Annotated in this window: 19 protein-coding genes; 9 read left to right on the top strand and 10 right to left on the bottom strand. The window is 72.0% G+C overall.

The features are described from left to right. Positions 1-25 precede the first annotated feature (25 nt). The 5 genes from ACBJ32_RS09390 to zwf form a co-directional block, all read right to left on the bottom strand. Complete coding sequence (locus ACBJ32_RS09390) at positions 26-1,624, bottom strand: ATP-binding protein (protein WP_375126388.1); 1,599 nt, start codon at positions 1,622-1,624, stop codon at positions 26-28. A gap of 103 nt (positions 1,625-1,727) precedes the next feature. Further along, on the bottom strand, positions 1,728-2,339 hold the full coding sequence (eda, locus tag ACBJ32_RS09385) for a bifunctional 4-hydroxy-2-oxoglutarate aldolase/2-dehydro-3-deoxy-phosphogluconate aldolase (RefSeq protein WP_357866733.1): 612 nt from the start codon (positions 2,337-2,339) through the stop codon (positions 1,728-1,730). Positions 2,340-2,421: 82 nt separating this feature from the next. Then, positions 2,422-3,387, bottom strand: a complete 966-nt coding sequence (gene glk / locus ACBJ32_RS09380; protein WP_375126387.1) for a glucokinase — start codon at positions 3,385-3,387, stop codon at positions 2,422-2,424. Between the two features lie 162 nt (positions 3,388-3,549). Continuing rightward, the gene (edd, locus tag ACBJ32_RS09375; protein ID WP_375126386.1) at positions 3,550-5,481 is read right to left on the bottom strand and encodes a phosphogluconate dehydratase; all 1,932 of its coding nucleotides are present in this window, start codon (positions 5,479-5,481) and stop codon (positions 3,550-3,552) included. Beyond that, on the bottom strand, positions 5,481-6,881 hold the full coding sequence (zwf, locus tag ACBJ32_RS09370; protein WP_375126942.1) for a glucose-6-phosphate dehydrogenase: 1,401 nt from the start codon (positions 6,879-6,881) through the stop codon (positions 5,481-5,483). The genes edd and zwf overlap by 1 nt, the downstream gene beginning before the upstream one ends. A gap of 223 nt (positions 6,882-7,104) precedes the next feature. Between zwf and ACBJ32_RS09365 the strand changes: the two genes are divergently transcribed. Continuing rightward, positions 7,105-8,319, top strand: coding sequence for an ROK family protein (locus tag ACBJ32_RS09365; protein ID WP_375126385.1), 1,215 nt, complete (start codon positions 7,105-7,107; stop codon positions 8,317-8,319). Between the two features lie 170 nt (positions 8,320-8,489). Further along, on the top strand, positions 8,490-9,233 hold the full coding sequence (locus ACBJ32_RS09360) for a VOC family protein (RefSeq protein WP_375126384.1): 744 nt from the start codon (positions 8,490-8,492) through the stop codon (positions 9,231-9,233). Positions 9,234-9,545: 312 nt separating this feature from the next. Here the strand turns inward: ACBJ32_RS09360 and ACBJ32_RS09355 are convergent, their stop codons facing one another. Further along, entirely contained in the window at positions 9,546-11,120 is a 1,575-nt protein-coding gene (locus ACBJ32_RS09355) for an ABC-F family ATP-binding cassette domain-containing protein (RefSeq protein ID WP_375126383.1), read from the bottom strand. Between the two features lie 119 nt (positions 11,121-11,239). Between ACBJ32_RS09355 and ACBJ32_RS09350 the strand changes: the two genes are divergently transcribed. The 4 genes from ACBJ32_RS09350 (at position 11,240) to ACBJ32_RS09335 (ending at position 16,324) form a co-directional block, all read left to right on the top strand. Further along, positions 11,240-12,013, top strand: coding sequence for a TetR/AcrR family transcriptional regulator (locus ACBJ32_RS09350; RefSeq protein WP_375126382.1), 774 nt, complete (start codon positions 11,240-11,242; stop codon positions 12,011-12,013). Between the two features lie 106 nt (positions 12,014-12,119). Continuing rightward, the gene (locus ACBJ32_RS09345) at positions 12,120-12,725 is read left to right on the top strand and encodes a DNA-binding response regulator (protein WP_375126381.1); all 606 of its coding nucleotides are present in this window, start codon (positions 12,120-12,122) and stop codon (positions 12,723-12,725) included. Continuing rightward, positions 12,716-14,791: a sensor histidine kinase gene (locus ACBJ32_RS09340; protein ID WP_375126380.1), complete on the top strand. Its 2,076-nt coding sequence runs from the start codon at positions 12,716-12,718 to the stop codon at positions 14,789-14,791. The genes ACBJ32_RS09345 and ACBJ32_RS09340 overlap by 10 nt, the downstream gene beginning before the upstream one ends. Positions 14,792-14,869: 78 nt before the next feature. After that, positions 14,870-16,324, top strand: a complete 1,455-nt coding sequence (locus ACBJ32_RS09335; RefSeq protein ID WP_375126379.1) for a multicopper oxidase family protein — start codon at positions 14,870-14,872, stop codon at positions 16,322-16,324. Between the two features lie 36 nt (positions 16,325-16,360). Here the strand turns inward: ACBJ32_RS09335 and ACBJ32_RS09330 are convergent, their stop codons facing one another. Both ACBJ32_RS09330 and ACBJ32_RS09325 read right to left on the bottom strand, forming a co-directional pair. After that, a complete protein-coding gene (locus tag ACBJ32_RS09330; protein ID WP_375126378.1) occupies positions 16,361-16,897 on the bottom strand; it encodes a hypothetical protein in 537 nt (178 codons plus the stop codon). A gap of 105 nt (positions 16,898-17,002) precedes the next feature. Then, positions 17,003-17,704 carry a DUF2470 domain-containing protein gene (locus ACBJ32_RS09325; RefSeq protein ID WP_375126377.1) on the bottom strand — a complete coding sequence of 234 codons (702 nt, stop codon included), beginning with the start codon at positions 17,702-17,704 and terminating at the stop codon, positions 17,003-17,005. Positions 17,705-17,782: 78 nt separating this feature from the next. Here ACBJ32_RS09325 and rpsD point away from each other — a divergent pair, with 78 nt between their 5' ends. Continuing rightward, positions 17,783-18,397, top strand: a complete 615-nt coding sequence (rpsD, locus tag ACBJ32_RS09320; RefSeq protein ID WP_357867078.1) for a 30S ribosomal protein S4 — start codon at positions 17,783-17,785, stop codon at positions 18,395-18,397. Positions 18,398-18,491: 94 nt separating this feature from the next. On the opposite strand, the gene ACBJ32_RS09315 is transcribed toward rpsD, so the two are convergent. After that, complete coding sequence (locus ACBJ32_RS09315) at positions 18,492-19,361, bottom strand: ion transporter (protein ID WP_375126376.1); 870 nt, start codon at positions 19,359-19,361, stop codon at positions 18,492-18,494. Positions 19,362-19,476: 115 nt separating this feature from the next. Here ACBJ32_RS09315 and ACBJ32_RS09310 point away from each other — a divergent pair, with 115 nt between their 5' ends. Next, entirely contained in the window at positions 19,477-19,788 is a 312-nt protein-coding gene (locus tag ACBJ32_RS09310) for a DUF4190 domain-containing protein (RefSeq protein ID WP_357866771.1), read from the top strand. A gap of 30 nt (positions 19,789-19,818) precedes the next feature. Here the strand turns inward: ACBJ32_RS09310 and ACBJ32_RS09305 are convergent, their stop codons facing one another. Continuing rightward, the gene (locus tag ACBJ32_RS09305) at positions 19,819-21,177 is read right to left on the bottom strand and encodes a S8 family serine peptidase (protein ID WP_357866774.1); all 1,359 of its coding nucleotides are present in this window, start codon (positions 21,175-21,177) and stop codon (positions 19,819-19,821) included. 277 nt (positions 21,178-21,454) lie between these two features. Here ACBJ32_RS09305 and ACBJ32_RS09300 point away from each other — a divergent pair, with 277 nt between their 5' ends. Next, on the top strand, positions 21,455-23,404 hold the full coding sequence (locus tag ACBJ32_RS09300; protein ID WP_375126375.1) for a spermidine synthase: 1,950 nt from the start codon (positions 21,455-21,457) through the stop codon (positions 23,402-23,404). Positions 23,405-23,453: the final 49 nt, after the last annotated feature.

Genomic DNA, 23,453 nt, shown 5'->3' with positions numbered 1-23,453 from the left:
TCAGGGCTCGGCGGGCAAGCACCTGTCACACCCGCAGGACGGTGACCTGGCGGCCGGACGGGGTGACCGCCTGCTCGAAACCGCCGCGTTCCTTCCACGGTGGGGCCTCGGGGCGCCGGTCGAAGATCACCAGTACGCCGGTGGAGAGGGTGAGGCGGTCCAGGTAGCGGTCGAGCTGGGCGAGGCCGTCGGGCAGGGGGTCGTTCTCGCCTGCCCGCCAGACCTTCAGCTCCATGGCTTCGCGTTGCACGAGGCGGTCGCCTGCGGGGCCGGGGTAGGGCCAGCGGACCAGGACGTCCAGGCGTTTGGTGCCGGCGGCGTACTCGCGGTCGAGCTGGCCGCCGCCGTTGACCAGGCGGTGCAGGAAGGCCATGAGGATGATCTGGCAGGCGGCCTCGTGGTAGCCCTCCTGCTGGATGAGCACCTCGCCGTGCTCGCGCCAGAACACGACGAACTCCTGCAGCAGGCGCGGCAGGTCGAAGCGGCCGTCCGGCAGCACGAAGCTGTGCGGGTCGGCCTTGACCAGCCGCGCCGCGCGATCGCCCAGCACCCGGAGCAGGACTTCGCGATAGATGGGGTTGGCGATCTCCAGATCCATGGGTCCGCGAATGAGGCCCAGGTCGTGGACGTAGGAGACGTCGTCGTCGATGCTGCTGTCCATGCTCGGCAGCGTGCCGGCCACGATGGGCTCGATCACCCGCTTGACCCGGGGCTCGTGCAGCCGGGCCACCAGCGCGTCGAGATGAGTGGCCCGTTTCCGGATCAGCCGCTCCTTGGCCTCCTCCACTTGCCCGGCGGTGATGGCGCCGGTCACTCCCATCTTGAAGGTGATCTCATGGGCGAGCGCGTTGACCAGCCAGGGTTGTCCCTGGGTCAGCTCGAAGACCCGGTCCACGGCGTCCTTGGTGAACTCCTGGCCGGTCGCCTGCGTGTGCTGGTCGTACAGCTCGGCGATCTCGTCGGCGGTGAAGTCGCCCAGGCGCAGCGACTCGGCGACGATGTTGAACGGGCTGGCCGCGTTGTACCGGCCGGGGGCGCCGCCCGAGGCGACCTTGTAGTCGCGCAGGTCACGCAATCCGCACAGCACCACGGACGCGGGAAACGGATGGCCCTCGTGCCGGGCGTTGTGGCCGTCACGGAGCTGGCTGAGGATGCTGACCAGGCTGTTGCCCTGCAGGGCGTCGATCTCGTCGAGCAACAGCACCACCCGGCGCGGGCAGCGGCGGCACCACGCGCTCAGCGCGGAACCGAACCGGCTGCCCGGCGTGACCTCCGGCCAGGAATCCGGCGGCAGCAGCTTCTTCGGCCATCCCGACCGTTCCGCGGCCTCGCGGAGGGAGTCCAGCAGAAGGGACTCCGCCCAGCCGACGTCGTCGCCGGCCGACTTGGCGCGCTCGCAGGAGAACATCAGGGCGGCGATGTCGCCCTCAGCGGTCAGCTCGGAGGCCAGGCTGCGCAGCGTGGTCGTCTTGCCCGTCTGCCGGGGCGCGTGCAGCACGAAGTAGCGATCCATCTCGATGAGCACCCGCGCCTCGGGAAGCCGCTGCGCGGGGGGCAGCATGTAGTGGTGCTGCGGGCCGCAGGGGCCGGTGGTGTTGAAGTACTTCGCTCGGGGTGGCCGCATGACTGCATTCTGTCATCACCGAGTGTGGGTGTCCCCCGCTCTCAGGTAGCCCGCGTGCGAAAAGGCCGGGGCGCGGTGACCGCCCCGGCTCAGCTCTCGCGGGCTACCTGAGAGCCGCCGCCTCGGCGGCGAGCTTCTCCACGCGGCCCCAGTCCCCGGCGGCCAGCGCGTCGGCCGGGGTCAGCCAGCTCCCCCCGACGCAGCCCACGTTCGGCAGCGCGAGGTAGTCGCGAGCGGTCTCCGGCTTGATGCCGCCCGTCGGGCAGAAGCGCACGTCGGGCAGCGGCCCGGACAGCGACTTGAGGTACGGGATGCCGCCCGCGGCCTCGGCGGGGAAGAACTTCAGCTCCTTGAGCCCCCGCTCCGCCAGCGCCATGATCTCCGACACGGTGGCCGCACCCGGCAGGTACGGCACGCCGCTGGAGTCCAGCGCCTCGACCAGCGACAGGGTCGTGCCCGGCGAGACGAGGAACTTCGCCCCCGCCGACACGGAGGCCGCGATGTCGTCGGTGGTCCGGATCGTCCCCGCGCCCACCGTCGCCTCGGGCACCTCCTCGGCGATCCTGGCGATGGCCTCGCGGGCGGCGGGCGTGCGCAGGGTCACCTCGATGACCGGCAGGCCGCCGGCCACCAGGGCGCGGGCCATCGGGACGGCGGTCCCGGCGTCCTCGATCACCACGACGGGGATCACTGGAGCGAGATCGAGCAGGCTCATGGGGTTTCTCTCCTCGCCGGCCTCTCACGGCCGTCGTCTTGTCCTGTACAACATGGTCACCTGCCCACCTGGTGGGCTTCAGTCAGCCCACCAGCTCCGTGCGGGCGTGCTGGCTCAGCCAGGCGGCCGCGCCCGTCATCCCGGGCTGGGCCGCGACGATCAGCACGGTGCCGATCTCCGACAGGTAGGCGGCCATGTCGGGGTTGTCCTCGAAGCGCGTACGGAAGCTGCTGGCACGCACGCGCTCCACGATCCGGGGCAGCACCCCGCCGGCCAGGTACACCCCTCCCCGGGCGCCGAGCGTCAGGGCCACGTTGCCGGCGAAGGTGCCGAGCATGCCGCAGAACACCTCGACCGTCTCCGCGCACAGCGAGTCGTCCACCCTGGCCACGATGTCGGAGGCGGTCAGGTCGGGCGCGCTGACGCCGTTCACCAGGGCCAGCGCCCGGTGCAGGCGCACCAGCCCCGGGCCCGACAGCAGGTGCTCGGCCACCACGTGCGGCAGGCCCTGCGACTGCATCGCGCGGACGATCTCGATCTCGCGCGGCTCGAACACCGGCACCGTGGCGTGCCCGCCCTCGCCGGGGATCGCCGTCCAGCCGTGCTCGGTGGGCACCAGCCCGCCCACGCCGAGGCCGGTCCCCGGGCCCAGCACCGCCTTGACGCCGTGCTCGGGCGCGGGCCCGCCCAGGGACACCAGCTCGTCGCCCGCCAGGTGGGGCAGCGACACGGCCAGCGCCTCGAAGTCGTTGAGCAGCCGGGCATACGGCACGCCGAGGTCGCGGATGGAGCCGGCCCAGTGGGAGTTCGTGAGCCGGTAGTGGTCGCCGTCGATCGGGCCCGCCAGCGCCAGACAGGCCGCCCCCGGTCGCACTCCGCCCGCGTGCTCCGCGAGATAGGCGGCTACGGCTTCGGGGAGGGTGGGGTAGTCGGCACCGGGCAGGACCGCGACGTTGGACGGGCGCGCCCCCAGCGAGGTGACCAGGCCGAACCGGGCGTTGGTCCCCCCGATGTCGGCGACGAGCCACGGAAGGTCAAAGGCATTCACGGATACCTCCGGCATTCGGGGCGGCGTCAAGATCGCTCGCCATACACCGAAGGATCCCACGATCGTTCACGTCTCCCCATGCGGGGTGGTGCGGACGTACGGGCTCAGGAGCGTTCAGCGCGCGCCAAACGGACACAAAGCACCGTACCGGCAAATACCCCGTCACCGAACCAGCGCGCCGACCGGCGCGCCCGTCTCGAGGTGGGACGAGCCCGCCTCGGCGGGGAAGCCCAGCCCGGGGCCGTGGTGCGGCGACTCGGCGCCGCTCACCCCGAAGATGCCCGCGCCCTGCTCGGCGTGACCCGCCATCCGGCGGAAGGCGGCGAACAGCTCGCGCCCCGTGCCGACCCACTGCGCGTCGCTCAGCGGCCGGCCCTCGGGCGTGCGGCGGGCCAGCTCCTCGGCCGGCACCAGCAGCTCCAGCGTGCCCGCCGCCGAGTCCAGCCTGATCACGTCGCCGTCGCGCACCAGCGCGATCGGCCCGCCGTCGGCCGCCTCGGGCGACAGGTGGATGGCCGCCGGCACCTTGCCCGACGCGCCCGACATGCGGCCGTCGGTGACGATGGCCACCCGCTGACCCCGGTCGAGCAGCACGGCCAGCGGCGAGGTGAGCTTGTGCAGCTCGGGCATGCCGTTCGCGCTCGGGCCCTGGTAGCGGATGACCGCCACGAAGTCCTGCCCGTCCAGCTCGCCCGCCTCGAACGCCTTCAGCAGGTCGAGCTGGTCGTGGAACACCTTGGCCGGCGCCTCGATCACCAGGTGCTCCGGCTTGACCGCCGAGACCTTGCTGACGGCGCGGCCCAGGTTGCCCTCGACCATGTGGATGCCGCCGTCGGCCGAAAACGGGTCGGCGGCCGGGCGCAGCACGTCCAGGTCCTTGCTGCCGCCGGTGACCGGCGCCCAGACCAGCTCGCCGTCCACCAGCTCCGGCGCCTCGCGGTAACGGTCGAGGCCGGGGCCCGCCACGGTCATGACGTCCCCGTGCAGCAGCCCCTCGTCCAGCAGGTCGCCGATGAGGACCTGCATGCCGCCGGCGTCGCGGAAGTGGTTCACGTCCGCCTGGCCGTTCGGGTAGATCTTGGTCAGCGACGGCACGACCTCGGACAGGCAGGCCAGATCGTCCCAGGTCAGCACGATGCCCGCGGCGGCGGCCATGGCGACCAGGTGCAGCGTGTGGTTCGTGGAGCCGCCGGTGGCCAGCAGCGCGACGCAGGCGTTCACGATCGCCTTCTCGTCCACCAGCTCGCCGATCGGCGTGTACTCGGCGCCGTGCGCGGTGATCTCCACCGCCCTGCGCCCGGCGGCCTGCGTGAGGGCATGGCGCAGCTCGGTGTGCGGGTTGACGAACGTCGAGCCTGGCAGGTGCAGGCCCATGACCTCCATCAGCGCCTGGTTGGAGTTGGCGGTGCCGTAGAAGGTGCAGGTGCCGGGGGAGTGGTACGACTTGGCCTCGGCGTCGAGCAGCTCGTCCCTGCCGACCTTGCCCTCGGCGAAGAGCTGCCGGGTGCGGGCCTTGACCTTGTTCGGCAGGCCCGAGGTCATCGGGCCCGCGGGCACGAAGATCGCGGGCAGGTGCCCGAAGTGCAGCGCCCCGATGAACAGCCCGGGCACGATCTTGTCGCACACGCCCAGCAACAGCGTGGAGTCGAACATGTCGTGCGACAGCGCGATCGCGGTGGACATGGCGATCACGTCGCGGCTGTAGAGAGACAGCTCCATGCCGGCCCGGCCCTGCGTGATGCCGTCGCACATGGCCGGCACGCCGCCCGCCACCTGCGCCACGCCGCCCGCCTTGCGCACGGCCTGCTTCAGCTCCGGCGGGTACGTCTCGTACGGCTGGTGCGCGGACAGCATGTCGTTGTAGCTGGTCACGATGGCCACGCCGGGCTTGGCCGAGCCGCGCAGCACCGGCTTGTCCTCGGCCGGGGCGCCCGCGAAGCCGTGCGCGAGGTTCGCGCAGCCGAGGTGCGCCCGCGCCGGGCCCTTCGCCCTGGCGGCCTCGCCCTCGCGGCGGATCCGCTCCAGGTACGCGGTACGGCTGGCGGCGCTGCGCTCGATGATCCGGTCGGTGATTTCCTGGATGACGTGGTTCATCACATTTCCTCCTCGTGCCAGGCACGACCGCTGCGTCCGAGCAGCTCGTGGGCTCCGGCGGGGCCGGTGGTTCCTGCGGGGTAGGGCTCGGGCAGCGCGGGGTCGGCCGCCCAGGCGTCGAGGATCGGGTCGATCCACCGCCAGGCCGCCTCGACCTCGTCGCGGCGCATGAACAGCGTCGGGTTACCGGTCAGCACGTCCATCAGCAGCCGCTCGTACGCCTCGGGCACGCGCGCCGTGAACGTCTTGCCGAAGTTCAGCGACAGCGGCACCGGCTTGAGCGTCGTCTCGCCCGCGCCCGGCTCCTTGGCCATGATGTGCAGCTCGATGCCCTCCTCCGGCTGGAGCCGCAGCACGAGGCGGTTCGGGGCGCCGCCGGGGAAGATGGAGTGCGGCACGTCCTTGAACTGCACCACGATCTCCGAGCGCCGGTACGGCATGCGCTTGCCGGTGCGCAGGTAGAACGGCACCCCCGCCCACCGCCAGTTCTTGATCTCGGCCCGGATCGCGGTGAACGTCTCCACCCGCCGCGAGGCCTCGTTCGGCGGGGTGGAGGCGGGCTCGTCGAGGTAGCCCACCATGTCGCCGGCCTCGGTGTACTGGCCGCGCACGGTGAAACGGTCCACCTCGCCGCCCGCGATCGGCCGCAGCGCCTGCAGCACCTTGACCTTCTCGTCGCGGATGGCCTCGCGGTCGTTGCGGGCCGGCGGCTCCATCGCGGTCAGCGTCAGGAGCTGCAGCAGGTGGTTCTGCACCATGTCGCGCAGCGCGCCCGCGTGGTCGTAGTAGCCGCGCCTGCCCGGCGTGCCGACCGTCTCGGCGGCCGTGATCTGGACGTGGTCGATCCACAGCGAGTTCCAGATCGGCTCCAGGAAGGCGTTGGCGAAGCGCAGGACCAGCAGGTTCTGCACCGTCTCCTTGCCCAGGTAGTGGTCGATGCGGAAGATCTGGCGCTCGTCGAAGATGGCGCCGACCTCGTCGTTGATGCGCTGCGCGCTCGTCAGGTCGTGGCCCAGCGGCTTCTCCAGCACCACGCGCGAGCGGGGCGTCACCAGGCCGGCCTGCTCCAGCTCGCGACAGAACGGGCCGAACGTCCTGGGCGGGCTGGCCAGGTAGAACACCCGGTCGCGGGCCTCGTGACCGGCCAGCAGCTCGGCCAGCGCGCTCCAACCGGAGGTGTCGTCGCGGCCGACGTCCACCGACACGTGGTGCAGGCGGGACAGGAACCGCTGCCACTGGCTCTCGTCCTCCACGGGGAGCTGGCTGCGTACCTCGGCGTCCACCTTGCCGCGGAAGTCGGCGTCGGTCAGCCCGCCCCTGGACATCGCGATGACGCGCGTCTCCGGGGAGAGCCTGCCCTCCCTGTCGCTGTGGTACAGCGCCGGGATCAGCTTGCGCATGGACAGGTCGCCGGTGCCGCCGAACACGACGAGATCGGCGGTGTGGGCGACGGGGCCGGTGGAGGTTTCGGCGGTGGACACGGTGAGGGGCTCCGATGATCTACCAAGCAGGGACAGAACGGACACTAACCAGAGTTTGGGTCTCACACAAGCGGAGTTTTGGTATTTGAGATAAAAAAGTCGCGACTTTTCATGACACAACCGCATGTGGTTCACTTAGCCGATGCCTCGACGTACCGCTGCCGCCCTCGCCACCAGTGGCGAGGTGCTCCGCCTCATCCGCACCGGTGAGGCCGTGACGCGGGCCGACCTCGGCCGGGTGACCGGCCTTTCGCGCCCCGCGGTGCAGTTGCGCGTCGGCGAGCTGCTCGAACGCGGCCTGGTCGTGGAGCGCACCGACGCCCCGTCCACCGGCGGGCGGCCGCCGGTCCGGCTGGAGTTCAACGCGTCGGGCGGCGTGGTGCTGGTGGCGGCGCTCGGCGCCTCCCGGACCCGGGTGTCGGTCTGCGACCTCTCCGGGGCCGAGCTTGCCGGGCGCGAGTTCGCGATGGACGTGGAGCAGGGGCCCGACATCGTGCTGCCGCTGCTCATGGACACCTGGGACGACCTGCTCGGCGACCGGCCGCGCTCGATGATCCAGGGCGTCGGGATGGGCGTGCCCGCCACGGTCGAGTTCGCGCAGGGCCGTACGGAGAGTGCCCGCGTCATGGCCTCCTGGACCGGCGTCGTCATCCCGCCGATCATCCGCGAGCGCTTCCCCGTGCCCGTGCTCGTCGACAACGACGTGAACGTGCTGGCCATCGGCGAGCACCGCGGCGCGTACCCCGACCTCGACGACCTGATGTTCGTGAAGATCTCCACCCGCATCGGCGCCGGCGTGATCGCCGGCGGCGGCATCCTGCGCGGCGCGCTGGGCGCGGCGGGCGAGATCGGGCACATCCCCGTGCTGGACGGGGGCGGCGTGCTGTGCCGCTGCGGCAACTACGACTGCGTCGACTCCGTCGCCAGCGGCACCGCGCTCCTGCGCGAGCTGCGGGCGAGCGGCAAGGACGTCAAGACGATCGCCGACGTGACCGCGCTCGTACGGGCCGGCGACGCCGAGACCATGGCCACGGTCCGCGAGGCCGGCCGGCGGATCGGCGAGGTGCTGGCCGGGGCCGTCAACATCCTCAACCCGTCCGTGGTGGTGCTCGGAGGTGACGTGGCGGAGGCGTTCGGGCCGCTGGTGTCGAGCATCCGCGAGGTCGTCTACCGCCGCTCCACCGCCCTGGCCACCCGGCGGCTGCGCATCGAGCCCAGCCGGCTCGGCGCGGGGGCCGGGATCAGCGGGTGTGCGGTGATGGTGCTGGACCACGTGCTGTCACCCGAGGCCGTGGACGAGACCATGACGCTGACGGCGCTGCGGCGGGATCGCCTGCCCGCCACGGAAGCGGGCTGAGCGCGGCCCCGGCCCACGCAGGCGGGACCGGAAAACCTGTAGAGGATCACCGGGGAGCGTGCCAGCATGGCCGGTGCCGCCTCTGCCCAGCGGGTGACCGGCGTCACCTTTCCACGGCGTGAGGCGACATGCCCTGCCTTCCCGGCATTGATCGCTCCAACAGATCGGAGGTGCGGAGCGAAGTGACCTGCCGCCTCATCGCGCTCTGCTTCGACGCGCACGACCCGCTCCGCCTCGCACGCTTCTGGGCCGGCGTCCTGGACTGGGAGACGGCCGACGACCCCCGCGGCGGCTTCACGCTCCTGCCGGGCGATGACACCGGGTTCCGGATCCGGTTCCTCGCCTCGCAGGAGAAGAAGGCCGGCCAGAACCAGATGCACTTCGACCTGACGAGCACGTCCCTCGAGAACCAGCAGCGGACGGTGGCCAGGGCGCTCGAACTCGGCGCCCGCCACATCGACATCGGGCAGGGCCCGGAAGAGGCGCACGTCGTGCTCGCCGATCCCGAGGGCAACGAGTTCTGCGTCATCGAGCCGGACAACAAGTTCCTCGCCGACTGCGGGTTCATCGGAGCGCTCGCGTGCGACGGCTCGCAGGAGACGGGCTACTTCTGGAGCGCGGCGCTCGGCTGGCCCCTGGTCTGGGACCAGAACCAGGAGACCGCCATCCGCTCACCGCACGGCGGCCCGAAGATCACCTGGGGCGGTCCGCCGCTGGACCCGAAGACCGGCAAGTACCGGTTGCACTTCGACCTCGCTCCCGCCGCCGGCGGTGATCAGCGAGTGGAGGTCGACCGGCTCATCTCCCTCGGGGCGACGCCCGTGGACATCGGCCAGGGCGACGAGGCCGACTGGGTCGTGATGACCGATCCCGACGGCCACGAGTTCTGCGTCATGCCCCCGCAGTCGCACTGACCGCGTCGCCGCACGCCCCACCGCCTGGCCGAGCGCGCCCGCGCCGTGTTCCCCTCGGGCACCCCGCCCTCGGACCGCCGGCGCGCCACGCGGTGGCGGAGGTGGACGACCTCGATCTCCTCCAGCAGGTCGCCGGAGGCCAGGCGGGCGTTGCCCTGCACGGCCGTCAGCGTGGTGGAGAACACCACCTTGGGGAGCGCCTTCCAGAGTGCGGCCCACTCGAGCCTCGAGTCGTCGAGCGATGTATCCTGGTCGGTTCGTCACGACAGGCGCGGTGGCCTGCCAGGAGCGCAGGCTTGCGGCCGGTCGGCGTCAGAGGTCCCAGCGCGGCGTGTCGCTCTCCCGGACCAGCCCGTCCGCGCCGAAGATCAAGTACCGGTCCAGGTCGTCGGCGAACCAGCGATCGTGGGTCACGGCCAGCACCGTGCCCTCGAAGCCGCCCAGCCCGGCCTGCAAGGCTTCCGCGCTGGCCAGGTCCAGGTTGTCCGTCGGCTCGTCGAGCAGCAGCAGCGTCGCGCCCGACAGCTCCAGCAGCAGGATCTGCAGCCGCGCCTGCTGCCCGCCCGACAGCGTCTCGAACGGCTGGCCGCCCGCCGGCGCCAGCTCGTAGCGGGCCAGCGCCGCCATCGCCTCGTTGCGGGTCATCGCGTGCTCGTGCATGACCACCTCGGCCGCGGGGCGACCGCGCAGGTCCGGGCGTAGATGGGTCTGGGCGAAGTGGCCGGGAAAGACCCGGGCGCCCAGGCGGGCGACGCCGGTGTGCGCGATCGGCTCGCCGGCCAGCAGGCGCAGGAAGTGGGACTTGCCGGTGCCGTTCATGCCGAGCACGCCGACGCGCTCGCCGTACCAGATCTCGGTGGAGAACGGCCGCAGCAGCCCGCTCAGCTCCAGCTCCTCGCAGACGACCGCCCGCTTGCCGGTGCGGCCGCCGCGCAGCCGCATGCGGACGTTCTGCTCCTTCGGCGCGCGCTGGGGCGGCCCCGCCCGCTCGAACCGGTCCAGCCGCGTCACCGCCGACTGGTACGCCCCCGCCAGCGCGTCGTTGCCGGCCGAGCGCTGCCGCAGGACGTGCACGAGCCGCCGCAGCCGGGCCCGCTCCTCCTCCCAGCGCTGCCGCAGCTCCTCCAGCCGCTCCTTGCGCCGCCTGCGCGCCTCGGCGTAACCGGCGAACCCGCCGCCGTGCACCCACACGCCCCGCCCCTCGACCGTGATGATGCGGTCGGCGGCCTCGGCCAGCAGCCGCCGGTCGTGCGAGACGAGCAGCACCGTCTTGCCCGAGCTCCTGATCGCCCGCTCCAGCCACTGCTTGCCCCGCACGTCCAGGTAGTTGTCGGGCTCGTCGAGCAGCAGCACCTCGTCGGGCCCGCGCAGCAGCGCCTCCAGCATGAGCCGCTTCTGCTCCCCGCCGGACAGCGTGGTCAGGCTCCGGTCCTTGATCTCCTCGTACGGGAGTCCGAGCGCCTCGGTGGCGCACACGTCCCAGACCAGCTCCAGCTCGTAACCGCCGGCGTCGGCGTAGTCGGCGATGGCCTGGGCGTAGCCGAGCTGCCGCTCCTCGTCGTCGCGTGCCGCGATCGCCGCCTCCGCCCGCTCCAGCGCCGCCCACGCCTGCCTGATCTGACGCGGCGCCACACTCAGCAGCAGATCCCGTACGGTGCCCTCGCCGAGGAACTGCCGCATGACGCCGACCCCGCCCGTGACGGCGACCCGCCCCTCGGCCGGTGTCACCTCGCCCGCGATGAGCCGCAGCAACGTGCTCTTGCCCGCCCCGTTCGGCCCGACGAGCGCCGCCTTGGCGCCGTCGCCGACCTTGAACGACACCTCCAGCAGCAAGGGCCGTCCATCGGGCAGCAGGTACGTCACCCCGCTCACGTCGACATGCCCCACCCTGACCCCTCCTCCTCGACCGGCGTTCCACCGTGCCGGACCGGTGTTCGATCGCTTCCGGATCGTCGTTCTATTAACTAGACCATTGATCCGGTCGTCGTACAACGTATTATCCCGGGGTGGACAACGTGTGGTCGCGCAGTCAGAAGGCCCCCAGGCAGACGCTGACGCTGGAGCGGATCGTGGCGGAGGCGATGGCGCTGCTGGACGAGGAGGGCGTGGGGCGGCTGACCATGCGCCGCCTCGCCGAGCGCCTCGACACCGGCTCGACCACCCTCTACTGGCACGTCAAGACCAAGGACGACGTGCTGGACCTGGCCATGGACGAGGTGTTCGGCGAGGTCAGGCTGGACGACCTGGTCGAACTGGTCGAGCGGGTCGGACTGGCCGTCCGGGGCGATCCGGCCGGCGGGTTTCCAGGGCGGGATGCAGGGGGCGCCGCAGCGGGTGGTGGCGGGCCAGCGGGTGGTGGCGGGCCAGCGGGAGGTGGCGGCCCGCAGACGGTCGGTGATTGGCGGGCGCCGGTGCGGGGGTTGATGCGGCGCTGGCGGGCGGCGTTGCTGCGGCACCCGTGGTCGGCGACGCTCCTCGACCGCCCGCTGATGGGCCCCAACGCGCTGCGGCGCACCGAGTTCCTGTACGAGACGCTGACCGCCGCCGGGTTCTCCGCCCCGAAGCCGGCCGCCTACAGCCTGTCGAACTACGTGATGGGCTCCGTGATCATGCAGGTGACCTGGGACCGCGGCGGCGACACCGACACCGGTGCCTTCCTGCGCGAGCGCGCCGACCGCTACCCGGCGCTGGCCGAGCACGGGCTGGAGCACGACTGGGACGCCACGTTCGACGAGGGGCTCGGCTACCTCCTGGAGGGCATGGCCCGCTCCCGCGCCTGAGGCGGCCCGTTCCCCCCGTCGCGTGGATCTTTCATGATCCACAATGAAGATCTCACGAGATGGTAGAAATGGGGCGAAAGTAGGGCCTTGAGGCTAGGAGCAAGCAATGATCCGCGTTCTGCTCGCCGAGGACATGCACCTGGTCCGCGGCGCGCTGGTCGCGCTGCTCGGCCTCGAACCCGACATCAAGGTCGTCGCGGAGGCGGCGACCGGTGACGAGATCGTCCCCAAGGCGCTGGAGCACGACCCCGACGTGGCGGTGCTCGACGTCGAGCTGCCCGGCCTCGACGGGCTCACCGCCGCGGCCGAGCTGCGCAGGCGGGTGCCGGGCTGCCGGGTGCTGATCGTGACGAGCTACGGCCGCCCGGGCAACGTCCGCAGGGCGTTCGCCGCGCAGGCGGCCGGGTTCATGGTGAAGGACGCCCCGCCCGGCCAGCTCGCCGACGCGATCAGGAGGGTCGCGGCGGGCGAGCGGGTGGTCGATCCGCAGCTCGCCGTGGCGGCGCTGGAGGCGGTCGAGAGCCCGCTCAAGCCGCGCGAGCTGGAGGTGCTCCGGCGGTTCGCCGACGGCGAGGACGTGGAGCAGATCGCGCAGGCGCTGTTCCTGTCGGCGGGCACCATCCGCAACTACCTCACCCAGATCGTCACCACGCTGCACGCGCGCAACCGGCTGCACGCCGTACGGATCGCCCAGGACGCCGGGTGGCTCTGAGCCCGGACGGCCCGGCCCGGCCGAGGGTGCCGAACCCGGGCGGCTCGGCCCGCCTGAGGGTGCCGAACCCGGCAGGCCCGGCCCGCCTGAGGCTGCTGAACCCGGCAGGCTCGGCCCGGCCGGGTGCGCTCAACCTGTCCGGCTCGACGCGCCTGGGGGCGCTGAACCCCGTTCGCCTGGTCGTGGTGTTCATCGGCGTGACGGGTCTGCTGCGGGTGAGCTTCTACTTCGTCGTGCAGGAGTTCGACCTGCTGACCGTGGTCTGCGTCGCGCTGGTCGCCGCGCTCCAGGTGCCGATCTCGCTGCCGGGCCGGCGGCGGCTGTCCGCCGCGCTCTTCCCCGTGCAGGCGGTGGCGAACTACCTGCCGCTGCTCGCCGAGCCCGAGAGCTGGGAGGTGGGCGGCTCGGGGTTCGTCGCGGCCTCGGCCCTGCTCGTGGTGAGCGGTCCTCCCGCGTGGGTGATCCTCGGGCTGATCGCGGCCGTCGAGGGCGCCGTCGCGCTGGCCCATGACCGCCTCCCGTACCTGGTCTACTACGCGATCATCGCCCCGATCAACGTCGGCCTGATGCTGTACGGCATCAGCAGCCTCGCCGTCCTGCTGCACCAGGTGGGACGGGAACGGTCCGAGCTGGCCGCCAGGGCGGGGGCGGTCGAGCGGCTGCGGCTGTGGGGGCGGATACACGGCCTCGTCGTACGGAACGTCGCCGCCGTCGAGCGGCTGACCCGGCAGGCGCGGGAGGCCGGGAGCCGGGGTGACGCGGCGGCGGTGCGAACGGCGGTGGAGGCGGCGGTGACCCTGGCGCGGGAGGCGTTGGAGCGGGTACGGTCCCTGCCGCCGGCCGACGAGGCGATCCCCGTCCCGCCCCGCGACGACGACAACCGCATCCTGCGCCTGGCCACGCCGATCCTCGTCACCACCCACGTGCTGTTCATCGGGCAGGCGCTGTTCTACTACGCCGGCGGCGCGGAGCGCGGTCCCGTTTTCACGCACGCCGCCTACCTCGTGCTCTTTCCCCTGACGTTCGCCCTGCAGTTCTGGCATCTGGCCGCGCTGCGGTCCAGCCCCCGGCCCGGAACGCTGGCCTGGACCCTGGCCGCGCACGCGCTCGCCATCTACGCGCCGCTGGCACTCGGCGAGGGCTCCGGGTTGCTGGCCTCGGGGTTCTTCGCGGGGGTTCTCCTGCTCTACCTGCCGTGGCGGGTGGCGTGGCCGCTCTGTGCGGCGATGAGCGGCGTCGCCGCGGTCGAGGAGGCGCTCACCCTGGGCCCGATCGCCGGCGTCTACCCGTTCCTCAGCGTCCTGAACACCGCCATGGCGGTTTACGGCCTCACCCGGCTGGTGGATCTCGTCGGCGAGCTCAGCCGCACCCGGGCCGAGCTCGTCGAGGTGGCGGCCCTGCGCGAGCGGCTCGCGGTGGGCAGGGACGTCCACGACCTGCTCGGCCGCGGCCTCACCACGATCGTCCTGCACGCGGACCTGGCGCTGCGGCTGCTCGGCGCCGATCCGGACCGGGCGGACGCGCAGCTCGAACGCCTGGCCGCGGCGGTGCGCGCCGCGCTCTCGGACAGCGTGAGGCTGAGCGCTCCCGGCCTGCCCCTGTCGCTGGCCGCGGAGCTCGACTCCGCCAGGGCCGTGCTGGAGTCGGCGGGTGTGAGGGCACGCATCGACGCCACGCCCGTGACCGGGACGGCGGTGCCGGGAGGGACGGGCGCGCCGGCGGTCGAGGCGGACGCCGGCGCGGCCGGGACCGCCGGGCGGCTGGGCGTGCCGGCCGGGTCCGTGCTCGCGGTGGTGTTGCGCGAGGCGGTCACCAACGTGCTCAAGCACGGCACCCCGGACGAGTGCGCGATCGAGATCGCGGTCCAGGACGGCCAGGTACGGCTCCGCGTGACCAACGACGGGGCGGCACGCGGCCAGGAGCCGGCGCACGGCTCGGGCCTGCGCAACCTGCGCGCCCGCGTGACCGCCATCGGCGGCGAGCTCACCACCACCCGGACCGGCGACCGGTTCGAGCTGGTCGCCCGCGCCCCAGTCGATCATGAGGATCTCACGCTCACGAGGTGAGCCCGGCGACTGTGCCGGGCAGCCGTCGGTGCCGCACAGTGGGTCCGCCACACCCACACGAAAGATCATCCGGGGACCATGAACCGTCGACAGTTCCTCGCCATCGCCGCTCTCTCCGGCCTGGCCTCCGCCTGCGGCTCCGGCGAGCGGCCCGCAACGGCCGATCCGGCCGCCTTCCGTACGGAGCTGCGGGTGCCACCGCTGCTGGAGCCCGCGGTGGACCGGGACGGGACGCGGCACTTCGCCCTGACGATGCAGCGGGGCCGCAGCGAGCTCCTGCCGGGCAAGCCGGTCGAGACCTGGGGGTTCAACGGCCCGCACCTCGGCCCCACGATCCGGGCGGCCCGCGGCGACCAGGTGCGGATGACGGTCACCAACCGTCTGGCCGAGGCGAGCACCGTGCACTGGCACGGCATGCGGCTGCCCGCGAAGATGGACGGCGGCCCGCATCAGATGATCGAGCCGGGCGGCACGTGGAGCCCGCACTGGACGATCGACCAGCCCGCCGCCACGTCCTGGTACCACCCGCACCCGCACGGCGGGACCGCCAGGCACGTCTACCGCGGCCTGGCCGGCATGTTCATCGTCGACGACGGGGACACGCCGGAGCTCCCCTCGAAGTACGGGGTCGACGACGTGCCCCTGATCCTTCAGGACAAGGAGCTCGCCGAGGACGGCTCGCCGGCCGGCGACGTGCTGAGCGGCACCTTCGGCCTCCTGGGCGATCACATGCTGGTCAACGGCGTCCATGCGCCGTTCATGAACGTGCGCGCCGAGCGGGTGCGCTTCCGGATCCTCAACGGGTCGAACGCCCGCAGGTACCACCTCGTGTTCGGCGACGGCCGGAAGTTCCACGTCGTCGGCAACGACGCCGGCCTGCTGCCGGCCCCGGTCGAGGTGGAGCAGGTCTCGCTCTCGCCGGGCGAGCGCGCCGAGGTCGTCGTGGCGTTCGCGCCCGGCGAGCAGGTGTTCCTGCGCACGGTCCCGGGCGGTGACGACATCGACGAGGGCGACTTCGACCTGCTGAGACTGGTCGCGGCGCGGCAGCTCGCCCCCTCACCGCGCCTGCCGGCCCGCCTGGCCGCGCCCGGCCCGATCGTGGCGCCCGCGAACGCCAGGGTCCGCCGGTTCCGGCTCAACGGCCACGACGCCATCAACGGCAAGGAGATGGACATGTCCCGGATCGACGAGGTGGTCCCGGCCGGCGCCACCGAGATCTGGGAGATCGAGAACACCGTCTACGCCCACAACTTCCACATCCACGAGGTGGCGTTCCAGGTGCTCGACGTGGACGGGGACAAGCCGGCGGCGTACGCGAGCGGCCACAAGGACACCGTCTACGTGCCGCCGAAGAGCACCGTCCGGCTCGCGGTCCGGTTCGGCGGCTTCACGGACCCGGCCACGCCGTACATGTACCACTGCCACATCCTCCGGCACGAGGACTCCGGCATGATGGGCCAGTTCGTGATCGTCGAGCCCGGCACCGAGAGCCGGGTGTCCCGGACGATCGCCACCCCGCACCTGTCGCACTGACCAGCCGGCCCCCGGCCTGGCCGCGCGGTTCCCGGCTCACCCCTTCGGGCCCCGGGTCTTGCCGTTCCCCTGGGGATTCCTGGTGTGGCCGGGGGGCGTGCGGCCGGAGGTGGAGACCGTCGGGGTGGCGGGCGCGGTGGTCGGCGGGCGCGTCGCGGTGGGCGTCGCGGGCCGGGTCGGGGCCGGGGTGCGGGAGCGGGTGCCGCTGGTCGCCGGCGACGGGGCGGCCGTCCTGGTCCTGGTGCGGGCGGGCGCGGGCGCGGAGCTGCGCACCGCCGGCGCGGTGGTGACGAGGGGGCGGGCGCTCATCGGCCCGGGTGACTGCACGCCGGTGGAGCCGGGCCCGGGTACGGGCACGGCGTCGGCATCGGAGCCGGGTTCGGAACGGGAACCGGCGGCGCCGGGGCCGCCCGCGTCGTCCCGGGTGCCGTTGAACGCGCCGCCGATGAAGACCGCGGTGCAGGCGAGCAGCAACGTGCCGCACAGCACGCCGACGATCGTCAGCATCCGCCTGCGCCGCCCGCTCTGGTCGGCGGTTTCCGCCGTGCCGGTTCTCCTTCGTGCCTCACTCACGATCAGAGATCGTAGGGACTGCGGCCCCCGCATCCGGCCGAAGACGGAATTTGCCGGACGAAATGTGATCAACCGCCGCCGTCGGCTCCTTCTGACAGCGGCGTGTCAGCAGGTGCACAGCAGCCCGCGCAGCGCCGTCTCCAGGCACAGGCCGGAACGGGCGGGCGTGGGCCAGGGGAAGCGCACCAGCGACTCGTCCACCCGCACCGTGGCCCCGAACCGGTCCAGCTCCCACAGCCACACCTCCGCGGCGGGCTCCCCGAGCTGCTGGGCGACGCCGGCCGCGAGCTGGGTCCGGTGGGAGGAGTTGACGTGGGCGAGCACCCGCTCCGCCGTCTCGGTGAGCGGATCGGGTGCCGCCCCCAGGTAGTCGTCGGCGTCCAGCACGCCCGACTCCTGCCCGGTCAGGTAGACCACCTGTCCCACGTCCAGCCGCAGCAACCGGGGCGCGTCCGGCTGCCCGAAGCGCTCCAGCGCGTCGAACAGGGTCTCGTCCGCGGTGTGCGCGGCCACCGCCACGGCCGCCGGGCGCGCCTCGGCCTCCGGTACGGCCTCCGCCCAGCCCTGCACCTCGATCAGCCCGCGCGGGTGGGTGACGGTGCCCAGTTGCCGCATCGCCGTCAGGTTCACCGCCACGACCGCGTCCCCGCGCAGCCCGTGCAGGCTCTCGCCGGGCCGGACGAGCAGGACGGGGCGCCCGCGCTCGTCCACCCCGCCGCGCGCGGGGGAGGGGGCGCCGTCAACGGAGAGCTTGGCGACGTTGGCCGTCGCGGCGAGGGTGCGGACCCGTTCGGGGATCGGCAGCATGGCGGCCTCCTTGAGAGCATCAATAGTGGTAGGTTAGCCTTACCTAAGTAAGGATTACCTAATCACATCGAGGTGAACGTGCGCTACACCGGCCCGAAGGTGCGACTGTCGCGTCGCGCGGGCGTCCCGCTGACCAGGAAAGCCGTCCGCTACTTCGAACAGCGCCCCTACCCGCCGGGCGAGCACGGCCGCAAGACGAACCGTCGCAACACCGGCGACTACGGCCTGCGCCTGATGGAGAAGCAGAAGCTGCGCTGGTACTACGACGTGTCGGAGCGGCAGCTGCGCCGCTACTGGGACCTCGCCGTGCGCAAGTCGGGCGCCTCCGGCGCCGAGCTGGTCACGATCCTCGAGAGCCGCCTGGCCTCGCTCGTGCTGCGGGCCGGCCTGGCGCCGTCGATCTACGCGGCCCGGCAGTACATCAGCCACGGGCACATCGCCGTGGACGGCCGCAAGGTGGACATCCCGAGCTACCTGGTCAGGCCGGGGCAGGTCATCTCGGTGCGGGAGCGCTCGCGCCGGATGCAGCCGTTCGTGGCCGCCGCGGAGGGCGTGTACGCCGACGAGCGCACGGCCGCGTACCTGTCGGTCGAGCTGCAGGAGCTGCGGTTCACGCTGGTCGACCGGCCGCAGCGCGAGCAGATCGCGGTCCCGGTGGACGAGCAGCTCGTGGTGGAGTTCTACTCCCGCTGACCGGGCCGGGTCCGCTCCCGCCGGCCTGGGAGCGGCAGGCCGGAACCGGCCGGTGAGGCGCCGGCCCCGGCCGGGGCGGGCCCGGGGGCAGCGATCACGCGGACCGTGACCGCTTCCCCCGGGCCTTCTTCATGCCCGCCGACGGCGCCTGGGGTGCCGTCTCGCGCAGCGCGCGCAGCTCGGCGACCTCCTTGCGCAGCTCGGACAGCTCGTCCAGGATCTGCTGGGTGTGGGCCCTGGTGTCCTCCATGATGTGCGCGGAGGTGTCCTCCAGCGCCGCCCGCTCCTCGGCGTTCTCCTCGTCCATCGCGCTCACCACGACCGCCAGGAAGAGGTTGAGCACGACGAACGTGCACACGAGGATGAAGATGGTGAAGAAGATCCACGCCGTCGGGTGCCGGCTCATCACCTCCCTGGCGATGTTGCCCCAGTCGTCGCCCGTCATCGTCTGGTAGAGCGTGAACAGCGAGGTCGGCAGGCTGCCGAAGCGGTCGGGCGCGGTCTGCCCGTACAGCTTCGTGGCCATGACGGCGGCCACGTAGAGCACCAGCGACAGCAGCACCACGATCGAGCTCATCCCCGGCATCGCGCGCAGCAGCGCCGACACCACGCGGCGCAGGCTGGGCACCACCGACAGCAGCCGCAGCACGCGCAGGATGCGCAGGGCGCGCAGCACCGACAGCCCGCCGTTCGTGGAGGCGAAGGCGATGGCGACGATGAGGGTGTCGAAGAGGTTCCACGGGTCGCGGACGAAGGAGGCCCGCTCGACGTAGAGCTTGGCGACCAGCTCGGCGGTGAAGATGTAGAGCGCCACGTGGTCGACCACGGCAAGGATCGTGCCGTACTCCTCGACGACGGCGGGGAAGGTCTCCAGGCCGAGGGTGGCCGCGTTGATCAGGATGACGCCGATGATGAACCGCTGGAAGTGGCGGTGGGCGAGCAGGGCGTGGGTGCGTTCACGCACGGGGGCAGGGCTCCTCGGGGGCGGATCATGGGCCCTACCATGATGACGCATGATGATCAAGGGGGAGACTGTGGTATAAAGCGCACCTGTCGCTTTCGAAGGTGAGGCCGCGACCATGTCCTATCCCGATTACGGTCCCGGCAACTACGGGCCGCCGCCGCAGAGCCATCCCAACGGCACGGTCATCCTCGTCCTGGGCATCGTGAGCCTGGTGGCCTGCATGTTCACCGGCCCCTTCGCCTGGTCGATGGGGAACAAGGCGCTGCGCGAGATCGACGAGAGCGGCTACTACTACGAGAACCGCGGCATGGTCCAGGCGGGGCGCATCTGCGGCATCATCGGCACCGTGCTGCTGATCATCACCTTCTGCTTCGTGGCCCTCGGCGTGACCCTGGGCATCATCGGCGCCATGACGGAGAACTCCTAGGGGGCCGGGCCCGGCCCCCGGGAGAGAGTGTCAGACCCCGTTCTTGGACCGCTTCTGGAGCGCGGCGATGATCCCCGCCGGGTCCACGGTGCCGTAGCCGTAGTCGTAGTCGAACCCGACCTCGCTGCGGTCCTCCGCTGTCCTGCGCAGCAGGGCGCGGAGCTGGGCCGGCGACAGCCTGCTCGCGGGCCAGCGGGTGCGCACCGCCGCCACGAGCCCCGCCGCGACCGGCGCCGCCGCCGAGGTGCCCGAGTCGGGCCGGCCGGCGCCGAACGCCTTGGAGCCCAGGAAGTGCGTGTACGCGCAGACGTCCGGCTTGCGCGCGGTCAGCCGTCCCGGCCCCTGCGAGGAGTAGCCCACCCGCTCGCCGTTGACGTCGATGCCGCCCACCGTCAGGACCTTGGGATGGGAGTTGGCGCCCACGATGGGCCTCCCGGAGTAGGCGCAGCGGCCGTCCGGGCAGTCGCGCCCGCAGTTGCCGGCCGCGAACAGCACGTCGGCGCCGGCCTTGTCGAGCGCGGCGACCATCAGGTTGAACGGGTGCGCCGCGTTGTCGGAGTAGTTGCCCGGATGCCCCACGGGAAAGTCCCATTCGGGCGAGAACGACCCCCACGAGTTGTTCACCACCAGCGTCCGCGATCCGGCGGGCTGGGCGTCGAGCACGGTGCGCAGGTGCGCGAAGGCGGCCACCGCGTCCGACAGCAGCCCGTCCAGCGCCGAGCCGCCGGGCCGGGTGGACAGCAGCACCGGCAGGTCGATCAGCGTGGCCTGCGGGGCGGCGATGAGCGCGTCGAAGGCGCACATCGTGCCGTGGTCGATCTCGAACTCGCCCGGCCTGCCGGCCACCCCCGAGGGGCTCCAGCACCGCTCGGCGTCCACCGTGACGCCCCTGCCGAGCTGCCTGGCCGCGTGCGCCGCGTTGATCCCGGTGTCCAGCACGGCCACCGTCACGCCGTCGCCGTCGAGCCCTTCGGCGTGCAGCCCCGGAACGTTCAGCAGCCGCTCGACGTCGTGCCAGTCGCCGGATGGCGGGTCGCCCCCGCACACCGGGGTGGACTCGATGACGGGGTCGGCGAAGACGCCCACCACGTCCGGCCTGAGCGCGGGCAGCAGCGCGAGCCTGGCGGTCAGCTCGTCGTCCGAGATCGTGCCCCGCACCAGCACCGAGGCGTCCTCCGCGGCGAGGGAGTAGTCCAGCGGCTGGCTGAGCGAGAGCGGATCGCCGCCCGCCGCGGGCACCGGGCGCGGCACGGCCACGGGCGTGAACGCGGGGTCGAGCTCGACGCCCGGCAGGCCGTCGGCGACGTCGGCCGTGGTGGCGGTCTGGCCGGGGTCGACGACCGCCGCGACCAGATCAGGGGAGGGACGGAGCTGGATCAGGATCCGCATGTGTCACCACCGAGACGTTTGTGGAGGGAAACGAACCTCCCAACATTCCTTCATCCGCACGGGCCGCGTCCAGCGGATCTGAGGTGTTTTGACCTGCGGAAACTCCCTAAGTGGGGCGAAGCGGACGACATTTGTTCTGGGTCGTCAGACTTCCTTGTTTTCGGTCTGTTCACTACGGTGAGGCGTTATGACGCTCCAGGCGCAAAAGCCGATTGACGACGGCGAAAAAGCCCACTGGTTGGCGGTGCGGCCGAGGCTGGTCCTCGCCAGTGCCTTCATGCTCTTCCTCGAGCTGGCGCTGATCCGGTGGACCGGGTCCAACATCGTCCATCTCAGCTATTTCACCAATTTCGTGCTGCTCGGCTCCTTCCTCGGCATCGGGCTCGGTTTCCTGCGCGTGGGGCGCTCGCGACGGCAGCCGTACTACTCGCCCATCGTCCTGGCCGTCCTGACCATCGTCGTGCTGACCTTCCCCGTCACCGTCGACCGCGACACCGAGGGCGTCCTGTACTGGACGAGCCTGTCCACCAGCGGGCCGCCCGCGTGGGCGATCCTGCCGGTGATCTTCTGCGCCGCCGCGGTCGTGCTCATGGGGCCCGCCGAGCTGGTCGGGCGCTGCTTTCCCGAGCTGCCGCGCCTGGAGGCCTACCGGTACGACCTGATCGGCAGCCTGACCGGCATCGCCGCGTTCACGGCGCTGTCGTTCCTCAGCGCTCCGCCGGTGTTCTGGGGGCTCATCGCGGCCATCTGCTACGGCGCGCTGCTCGTGCCCAGGCCGCGCGTGCTCTACGTGGGGCTCGTGACCGTGCCGTCCCTGGTCGTGGTCGGGCTGCTGCTGGCCGAGACGCTCACCGCCGGGGCGATCTGGTCGCCGTACTACAAGGTCACCACCAAGCAGCTCGTGCAGGTCGGCGTGCCCGTCACCGACATCGCGGTCAACGGCATCCCGCACCAGCAGGCCGTGCCCGCCTACGCCCGCCTGCAGTGGGAGGCCCAGTACGGCCTGCCGTACGAGCGGGCGAGCAAGCAGCCCCAGGACGTGCTCATCGTCGGCGCCGGCAGCGGCACCGACGTGGCGATCGCGCTGTCCAAGGGCGCCACCCGCGTCGACGCCGTCGAGATCGACCCCAAGCTGCGCGAGCTCGGCGGCTCGGTCCACCCCGACAGGCCCTACGCCGACCCGCGCGTCACCACCCACGTCACCGACGGCCGCGCCTTCCTGGAGCGCACCGGCCAGAAGTACGACCTGATCCTGTTCGCCCTGCCCGACTCGCTCACCCTCGTCTCCGGCGCCAGCTCGCTGCGCCTGGAGAGCTACCTGTTCACCGAGGAGGCCATGCGGGCGGCCCGCGCCCACCTCAAGCCGGGCGGCACGTTCTCGATGTACAACTACTACCGCGAGAGCTGGCTGGTCGACCGCCTGGCCCTCACCATGCAGCGCGCCTTCGGCCACAAGCCCTGCGTGGACGTGGTCAGCACCGCCGGGCAGCAGGCCGTCATCACCGCCGGCCTGGCCGCCGCCGACCAGCGCTGCGCCGCCGAATGGCCCGGCGCCGCCCCCGGCACTCCCGAGCCCGCCGGCGACGACCGGCCCTTCCTCTACCTGAAGGAGGGCACGATCCCGCCGATCTACGTCATCACGCTCGGCCTGATCCTCATCGTGAGCCTGCTGGCCGTGCGCGTCGTGGCGGGCCCGTACCGGCGGATGCGCCCGTACGCGGACCTGTTCCTGCTGGGCGTCGGCTTCATGCTGCTGGAGACCAAGAGCGTGACCGGGTTCGCGCTGCTGTTCGGCACCACGTGGGTGGTCAACGCGATCGTCTTCGCCGGCGTGCTCGTCGCGGTGCTCGCCGCCGTCGAGGTGACCCGCCGTTTCCGCACCCCGCCGCTGGCGGTCATGTACGGCGTGCTTTTCGCGGGCCTGCTGCTGGCCTGGCTCGTGCCGAACGAATGGTTGCTGTCGCTCCCGGTCCCGCTGCGCGCGGTGGCCGCCGTGACGGTGGCATTCCTGCCGATCTTCGCCGCGAACGTGGTGTTCGCCAAACGTTTCGCCGAGACGGCCGACGCGACCACTTCCTTCGGCGCGAACCTGCTGGGCGCCATGGTGGGCGGCTGCCTGGAGTACGTCGCCCTGGTGATCGGCTACCAGGGCCTGCTCATCGTGGCGGCCCTGCTGTACGTCGGTGCCCTGGCCCTGCTGCCCAGGAGGAACTCCGCGCTGGTGTGACCACTCCGGAAATGCCGACGGGCATTTCCGAAATAGTCTCGTTATTACC

The sequence above is a fragment of the Nonomuraea sp. GTA35 genome, assembly GCF_041950525.1.
Taxonomy (GTDB): Bacteria; Actinomycetota; Actinomycetes; order Streptosporangiales; family Streptosporangiaceae; genus Nonomuraea.
This window is presented reverse-complemented; position numbering and strand designations above follow the sequence as displayed.

Excerpts from the sequence above, each read along its gene's own strand:
- ACBJ32_RS09365 (WP_375126385.1), top strand. The coding sequence starts at position 7,105 with ATGCCTCGACGTACCGCTGCCGCCCTCGCCACCAGTGGCGAGGTGCTC.
- eda (WP_357866733.1), bottom strand. The coding sequence starts at position 2,339 with ATGAGCCTGCTCGATCTCGCTCCAGTGATCCCCGTCGTGGTGATCGAG.
- ACBJ32_RS09305 (WP_357866774.1), bottom strand. The coding sequence starts at position 21,177 with ATGCGGATCCTGATCCAGCTCCGTCCCTCCCCTGATCTGGTCGCGGCG.
- ACBJ32_RS09300 (WP_375126375.1), top strand. The coding sequence starts at position 21,455 with ATGCTCTTCCTCGAGCTGGCGCTGATCCGGTGGACCGGGTCCAACATC.
- edd (WP_375126386.1), bottom strand. The coding sequence starts at position 5,481 with ATGAACCACGTCATCCAGGAAATCACCGACCGGATCATCGAGCGCAGC.
- ACBJ32_RS09345 (WP_375126381.1), top strand. The coding sequence starts at position 12,120 with ATGATCCGCGTTCTGCTCGCCGAGGACATGCACCTGGTCCGCGGCGCG.
- zwf (WP_375126942.1), bottom strand. The coding sequence starts at position 6,881 with ATGCGCAAGCTGATCCCGGCGCTGTACCACAGCGACAGGGAGGGCAGG.
- ACBJ32_RS09390 (WP_375126388.1), bottom strand. The coding sequence starts at position 1,624 with ATGCGGCCACCCCGAGCGAAGTACTTCAACACCACCGGCCCCTGCGGC.
- ACBJ32_RS09335 (WP_375126379.1), top strand. The coding sequence starts at position 14,870 with ATGAACCGTCGACAGTTCCTCGCCATCGCCGCTCTCTCCGGCCTGGCC.
- ACBJ32_RS09325 (WP_375126377.1), bottom strand. The coding sequence starts at position 17,704 with ATGCTGCCGATCCCCGAACGGGTCCGCACCCTCGCCGCGACGGCCAAC.
- ACBJ32_RS09310 (WP_357866771.1), top strand. The coding sequence starts at position 19,477 with ATGTCCTATCCCGATTACGGTCCCGGCAACTACGGGCCGCCGCCGCAG.